The sequence below is a fragment of the uncultured Catenibacterium sp. genome (genome assembly GCF_900540665.1).
Lineage (GTDB): Bacteria > Bacillota_I > Bacilli_A > Erysipelotrichales > Coprobacillaceae > Catenibacterium.
This window is the reverse complement of sequence record NZ_UQGV01000099.1, coordinates 1-5,896: the sequence shown is the minus strand read 5'-3', so window position 1 is coordinate 5,896 and position 5,896 is coordinate 1. Positions and strand designations below refer to the sequence as shown.

Below are 5,896 nucleotides of genomic sequence, written 5' to 3'. Positions count from 1 at the left end.
TCGCTTTGATTTAATATGAGCAAATTAATGATACAGCGAAAGGTTTTTAATTACACAAAAATACCTAAAAAAGTGGGAGCCTTAGGTGACCCCCACAGATTTAAAGGTGCTGTTTCCAAGACCCCCAAATATTTAGAGCGAAGGTCTGACCCCCACAAAAATTAAAGACCCAAAGAAGATAGAATCCCCTCTATCTTCTTTTTTTTCTATTGTCTTTTCAATGTTTCGTAAAAATGTTAGAATGCTAGAGGAGAGATGACTATGCAGAGATATTTTATTAAAAACAATTATAGACAAAATGATATTATCATCGCTGATGATTCTATGTATAAGCATATGACTAAGGTTATGCGCATGGAAAAAGGCGAACATGTTATTTGTATTGATGAAGATAAGCATGTATTATTATGTGAAATCATAGACTTAAAACAGGGCTTATTACAGATCAAGGAAGAACTTCAGGAAGATAATGAATTAGATGTTGAAGTAACTCTCGTCTACGGGTTACCTAAGAGTGATAAGTTTGAATTTGTGATTCAAAAAGCAACAGAACTAGGTGTTACACGTATTGTTCCATTACGTGCTGCTAGAAGTATTGTGAAGATGGATGATACACGTTTTAATAAGAAGAAAGAGCGTTTTGTTCGTATTGCTCAGGAAGCAAGTGAACAATGTCATAGACAGATTGTTCCTGAAATTACGCCTCCTATTCAGTTATCACAGCTTAAAGATTATTTATCTGAAGTCAATGTTGTGGCATATGAAGAAGAAAGCAAGAATGGTGAACATCATGCATTCACTAAAGCACTTGATGCACTTCATACTTCTATTACTATTATTGTAGGACCTGAAGGAGGTTTTGATCTTCAGGAAGTAGAAAAGATGCAGGCAATGGGTGTTGTGCCATGTTCTATTGGTAATCGTATTTTAAGAAGTGAAACAGCACCTTTATATATGCTAAGTGTTATTGGGTATAGAAGAGAATTGGGGGATTAATATGAACTTTATTGCAGTCATTAATAAATACAGCAGGGATACAAAGTATGCTAAGACAAAGTTGTATCATTATTGTGAAGAACATAAAAAAGAACTAGAATCAATGAATATTCGTTTTAAGATTAAATCTGAAATTGATTTATTCAATATGGAAATAGTCTTGCGTTCATTAGAAGGTAGAGATGCCATCGAAGGGTCATATGATCTTTTTGCGGCAGGTCATTATGATATGTTTGAATATATTACTTATGAAGAAAAAAGAAAGATGTTCAATAATGATCTCAAGAATGTTTTAGAAACGCTCCCTCATTTTTATGATGAAGAAAGTTCAAGAGATATTTATATTCCTGTCTATTCTCCTGATATTAATGGCTGGTATATCAACGATTATCAGATTCTCTTATTGAAGCAGCATGCTGAATTTGTAAAGAGTCAGAAAATCGCATTAGATACCGCTTTTAGATATTATGGTCCTATTGTATTTGATACACCTTTTTCAATTCTAGAAAAGATTTATGAAAATGAATCTCATATTGCCTATTATTATGAAGAATTGGGAACAATCTATTTATTTGTGAAAGAAGATTTCTCATTAATCTGTCGTATGGTCATAGGCGATGATAATCGTCATTCTAATAAGGTATCTATCGATGATGCGAAAGAATTAGTCAATTATTATGAACGTGGTGAATATACACAGTTCATTGAATACATGCATGATCATCAGTTGATTGGTGAGCATACATATAAGAAATTAAATAAGAAAGTGAAGTGAGACAATGGCAACAGTTGCTTTTCATACATTAGGCTGTAAAGTAAACAGCTATGAATCAGAGGCGATGTTAGAAATATTCAAAAAGAGAGGATATGAAACAATCGACTTCGAATCTCCTGCAGATGTATATGTTATTAATACTTGTACTGTCACAAATACAGGGGACTCTAAATCAAGACAGATGATCCGTAAGGCACATCGTACAAATCCTGAAGCAGTAATCTGTGTTGTAGGCTGTTATTCGCAGGTTGCAAGTGAAGAAATCACAGGAATTGAAGGTGTTTCTGTTGTGCTAGGAACACAGCATCGTGCATCTATTGTAGATTTTGTAGAAGAATATAAGAGCACACATAAACAGATAGTTAAAATTGAAAATGTTATGAAGGTGTCTCGTTTTGAAGACTTGAGTATTCATGCATTTGAAAATAAAACAAGAGCTTTCTTGAAAATTCAAGATGGCTGTAATAACTTCTGCACATATTGTATTATTCCTTATGCACGTGGTGGTGTGCGTTCTCGTCCTAAGGAAGATGTCTTAAAACAGGCCCAGGAATTAGTGGACAGAGGATTTGTAGAAATCGTATTAACAGGTATTCATACAGCAGGTTATGGTGTGGATTTAGATAATTATTCTTTTTATGACCTATTAGTAGATTTAACAACTAAGATTAAGGGATTAAAGAGATTACGTATTTCTTCTATTGAAATGAGTCAGGTCAGTGATGAAATTATTGAACTTATTGGAAAGAGTCCTATTATTGTTGATCATCTTCATATTCCAATTCAGTCTGGTACAGATTCTATTTTAAGAAGAATGGCAAGACATTATAATACAGCTGAATTTGAAAAGAAATATTTTGAATTAAAGGAAGCATTACCAGGAATCTCTATTACAACAGATGTTATTGTAGGATTCCCAGGAGAAACAGAAGAAGACTTTGTAGATACATATAACTGGATCAAGAAGCTTCATTTTAATCAGTTACATGTTTTCCCTTATTCAAGAAGAAAAGGCACACCTGCAGACCGTATGCCAAGTCAGGTCCCAGGAGATGTTAAGAAAGACCGTGTTAGAAGACTATTACAGTTATCTGATGAATTAAAAACTGAATTCGCATTATCTGAAATGAATCAGGAACTAGAAGTACTAATTGAAGAAGAAAAAGATGGCTATATGGTAGGTCATGCCTCTAATTACTTAAAGGTTCTTGTGGCAGATACTTCTTTAAAAGAAGGACATATTTATAAAGTGAAAGTAACAGATCATCGAGGTTATGATTTAATCGGGGTGGTTTCTAGTGAAGAGGCTTAATGAGCTTTTTAAAGTTGAAAGTGATTTGAAGATTGAATCTATACATAGCGATTCTCGTTATGTAAGAAAAGATTCTATCTTCTTTTGTATTGAAGGACTTGTGACAGATGGTCATAAATATGTGGATGATGCTATTTTCCAAGGGGCTAAATGCATTGTCCATTCTAAACCATTGCGTCGTTATTATCAGGGTATTGTCTATATTCAAGTGCCGGATGTTCTAGATGAACTCAATCGTGTGGCAGATCTTTTCTATGATCATCCTTCTTATAAGATGACAGGTATTGGTGTAACAGGCACAAGCGGTAAAACAGTAGTAGCCCGTGTTGTTGCACGCTTATTAGGTCGTTATTTAAAGATGGGCTATGTAGGAAATAATGGGATAGAATATGGTGCTACTATGATGCAGATGACAGGAACAACACCTGACCCGATCTGTCTTCATCGTAATTTCTATAACATGGTCAAGGAGAATGTAAAAGGCTTTACTCTTGAAGTATCTTCTCATGGTTTAGCTTTAAAACGTGTTGATTCTGTTAATTTCAGTATTGTGGTTTTTACAAATGCTTATGAAGAGCATATGGATTTTCATGGTACGATTGATAACCTGATGGTTTCTTATGAAAAACTCTTTAGATTATTAAAAGAAGGTGGTTATGCTATCTTAAATGCTGATGAAGTGCGCTTTAATCATTTTCTTTCAATGAATTATAAAGACATGTCAGAACATGCAAAAATCTTAAGCTATGGTATTCATCATAAGGCGGATATTATGGCTCGTAATATTGAATACTTTATTGATCATTCAACGTTTGATATATGTATTAAGAATCGTTTATTTCATGTAGAGGTTCCAATCATTGCACCTTTTAATATTTCAAATACACTTGCGATATTGACAACACTCTATGCTTTGGAAATGACGCCTGAAGAGATAGTCAATGCGATTAAATATATCCAGCCAGTAGAAGGGCGTATGGAGGTTGTGCCTGTTAAACAGCCTTTCCATATTATTGTAGACTATTGCCAGCATGTACATAACTTTGAGGAAGTATTTAAGTTTGTAGATGGTGTAAAGGGAAATGGTCATTTAATTGCGGTATTTGGTGCACCAGGTCGTAAAGATATTCATAAAAGAAGCAAGATTGGCGCCTTGGCAAACAAATATTGTGATTATGTTATTTTGACAGAGCAGGATGAAAGAGATGATGATATTGAAGGAATCTGTGAACAGATTCAAGAACAGATTGTAGATCCGATTTCTGTAATCATCACCAATCGTCGTTTTGCGATTCAGCAGGCTATTGATGCTGCCTGTGCAGGAGATGTTATTCTTATCCTAGGAAAAGGTCATGAACAGTTCATGACATCTTTAGTAGGTAACACACCTTATCCTGGAGATAAATTCATTGCACAGGAGTATGCAAAACAGTTATATAATCAGGAATTAGAAGAAGAATTATAGATTTGAAATAAGTTATCAATTTACATGAATAAAAGTCAAAAAAGACTTGCATTATTTAAAATTATTGTGTATAATTATATTCGAATTTAGCGGTAAAGGGGGGAAAGTTCAATGGCAAAGACAGTAGTAAGAGAAAATGAATCTTTAGATGATGCTTTACGTCGTTTTAAGAGACAAGTTTCTAGAACAGGAACCCTTGCTGAAGCTCGTAAAAGAGAATTCTATGTTAAACCTGGTTTAAAGAGAAAAATGAAATCAGAAGCAGCTAGAAAGAATCAGAAGAAACGTCGTAGATAAGATTTATTTTTAGAAGAGTCATCTGACTCTTCTTTTTTTCAATGAAAGGATGATTTTATGGAAAAAGTAATTCAGTTGAATGGATATAGTTTAGATGCCATGCAATTGTTATGTGGTCCTCATGATGAAAATATCGCATTATTAGAAGATGAGTTTGAAAATGCAATCAATGTACGTGGTACAGATATTTATCTTGATCATAGTGATCCAGTACTAGAAAAAGTAATTCATGTACTTCTCAAGCTGACTAAGAAAGATGTACGTATTTCTAAAAGAGATGTTGTATATGCGATTAAATTAGGGCGCAATGGAAAACTTGATGAAATGGATTCACTTTTTGATATTCATATTGCGCGTACAAGCCATGGTAAGATCATCTATCCTAAGACTATGGGTCAATTAGAATATTATCATGCCTTAAAGGATCATGATGTTGTATTTGCGATTGGTCCAGCTGGAACTGGTAAAACATATTTATCTGTTGTATTTGCTGTACAGGCATTAAAGAATCATGAAGTACAGAAAATCATTTTAACTAGACCTGCTGTAGAAGCAGGAGAGAACCTTGGATTCCTTCCAGGGGACTTAAAAGAAAAGATTGATCCTTATCTAAGACCTCTTTATGATGCACTTTATGATATGTTAGGTGCAGAAAATACAGAAAAACTGATTGAAAAGGGTATTATTGAAATTGCACCACTTGCTTATATGCGTGGTCGTACATTAGAAGATGCTTATGTTATTCTAGATGAAGCACAAAATACAACAGACAATCAGATGAAGATGTTCTTAACACGTCTTGGTTTCAATTCTAAGATGTGTATTACTGGGGATATTACACAGATTGACTTACCTAAACAAACAACAAATGGCTTAAAGCACGCCATGAAGATTTTAGATGGTGTTAAAGGAATTTCTTTTGTTTATTTAACGGCACTTGATGTTGTTCGTCATCCAGTTGTTGCTAGAATTATTGAAAAATATGATATGAACAAAGAACCTTTAATTTTTAAGGGGGGGTCAATAAAAAAATCGCTTTAAATTATTGGGG

The 5,896-nt window shown here is 33.9% G+C and carries 6 protein-coding genes; all 6 read left to right on the top strand.

The window, feature by feature from the left end; translation table 11 throughout:
- The first annotated feature begins 261 nt into the window (after positions 1 to 261).
- Positions 262 to 996 (top strand): 16S rRNA (uracil(1498)-N(3))-methyltransferase, encoded by a 735-nt coding sequence (locus tag QZQ55_RS10310; RefSeq protein ID WP_295093050.1) that lies wholly within the window; start codon positions 262 to 264, stop codon positions 994 to 996.
- A 1-nt stretch (position 997) separates the two neighbouring features.
- Complete coding sequence (locus QZQ55_RS10305) at positions 998 to 1,771, top strand: hypothetical protein (RefSeq protein ID WP_295093048.1); 774 nt, start codon at positions 998 to 1,000, stop codon at positions 1,769 to 1,771.
- 4 nt (positions 1,772 to 1,775) lie between these two features.
- Positions 1,776 to 3,083, top strand: coding sequence for a tRNA (N(6)-L-threonylcarbamoyladenosine(37)-C(2))-methylthiotransferase MtaB (mtaB, locus tag QZQ55_RS10300; RefSeq protein WP_295093046.1), 1,308 nt, complete (start codon positions 1,776 to 1,778; stop codon positions 3,081 to 3,083).
- On the top strand, positions 3,070 to 4,548 hold the full coding sequence (locus QZQ55_RS10295) for a UDP-N-acetylmuramoyl-L-alanyl-D-glutamate--2,6-diaminopimelate ligase (RefSeq protein ID WP_295093044.1): 1,479 nt from the start codon (positions 3,070 to 3,072) through the stop codon (positions 4,546 to 4,548). The genes mtaB and QZQ55_RS10295 overlap by 14 nt, the downstream gene beginning before the upstream one ends.
- Before the next feature lie 111 nt (positions 4,549 to 4,659).
- On the top strand, positions 4,660 to 4,845 hold the full coding sequence (gene rpsU, locus QZQ55_RS10290) for a 30S ribosomal protein S21 (protein WP_006505139.1): 186 nt from the start codon (positions 4,660 to 4,662) through the stop codon (positions 4,843 to 4,845).
- Positions 4,846 to 4,902: 57 nt separating this feature from the next.
- Entirely contained in the window at positions 4,903 to 5,886 is a 984-nt protein-coding gene (locus QZQ55_RS10285) for a PhoH family protein (protein ID WP_295093042.1), read from the top strand.
- The last annotated feature ends 10 nt before the right edge of the window (positions 5,887 to 5,896 follow it).

Excerpts from the sequence above, each read along its gene's own strand:
- QZQ55_RS10310 (WP_295093050.1), top strand. The coding sequence starts at position 262 with ATGCAGAGATATTTTATTAAAAACAATTATAGACAAAATGATATTATC.
- QZQ55_RS10305 (WP_295093048.1), top strand. The coding sequence starts at position 998 with ATGAACTTTATTGCAGTCATTAATAAATACAGCAGGGATACAAAGTAT.
- mtaB (WP_295093046.1), top strand. The coding sequence starts at position 1,776 with ATGGCAACAGTTGCTTTTCATACATTAGGCTGTAAAGTAAACAGCTAT.
- rpsU (WP_006505139.1), top strand. The coding sequence starts at position 4,660 with ATGGCAAAGACAGTAGTAAGAGAAAATGAATCTTTAGATGATGCTTTA.
- QZQ55_RS10285 (WP_295093042.1), top strand. The coding sequence starts at position 4,903 with ATGGAAAAAGTAATTCAGTTGAATGGATATAGTTTAGATGCCATGCAA.